Below are 516 nucleotides of genomic sequence, written 5' to 3'. Positions count from 1 at the left end.
TATTTATATTTAATAGAATCATTAAGAAATATTAAGTGGTTTTATAAAATATATAAGGTGTAAAAAATAAAAATACATATTACTCTATATATGGGTTTTTTAATTTAGGAGTAATGTAGATATGATTTGGAATATAAATTTCAAGATTAAATTATTAGTAATTATATTATTTTCACCCACTTTCTCTTATGCTAATAATACCACTTTATTAGGTGGGAATAGTAAAGCAGATGGTAATGAATCGACAGCGCTTGGATATAATACATGGGCACATTCGGACCAATCAACCGCGATTGGCGCTAATGCGGGAGCCGAAGGTGAAAATGCAACCGCAATCGGCCACAGAAGTACAGCAATAGGCGATAATGCATTGTCGTTGGGAAGTGGAGCAATGGCAATCGGTGACGGTTCACTTTCTGAAAATGCAACCGCAATCGGCCACAGAAGTACAGCAATAGGCGATAATGCATTGTCGTTGGGAAGTGGAGCAATGGCAATCGGTGACGGTTCACTTTC

1 pseudogene is annotated in these 516 nt (G+C 36.4%); it reads left to right on the top strand.

What is annotated here, in order from left to right:
• Window positions 1–121 precede the first annotated feature (121 nt).
• A pseudogene (locus tag BHE89_RS20035) lies at window positions 122–516 on the top strand (YadA-like family protein); the annotation flags it as partial.

Origin of the sequence: Shigella sp. FC1967 (genome assembly GCF_001743005.1) — a bacterium.
In the GTDB taxonomy this organism is placed as follows: Bacteria; Pseudomonadota; Gammaproteobacteria; order Enterobacterales; family Enterobacteriaceae; genus Proteus.
Note: the sequence above shows the minus strand (reverse complement) of the source record. Positions and strands in the feature narration are given on the sequence as shown.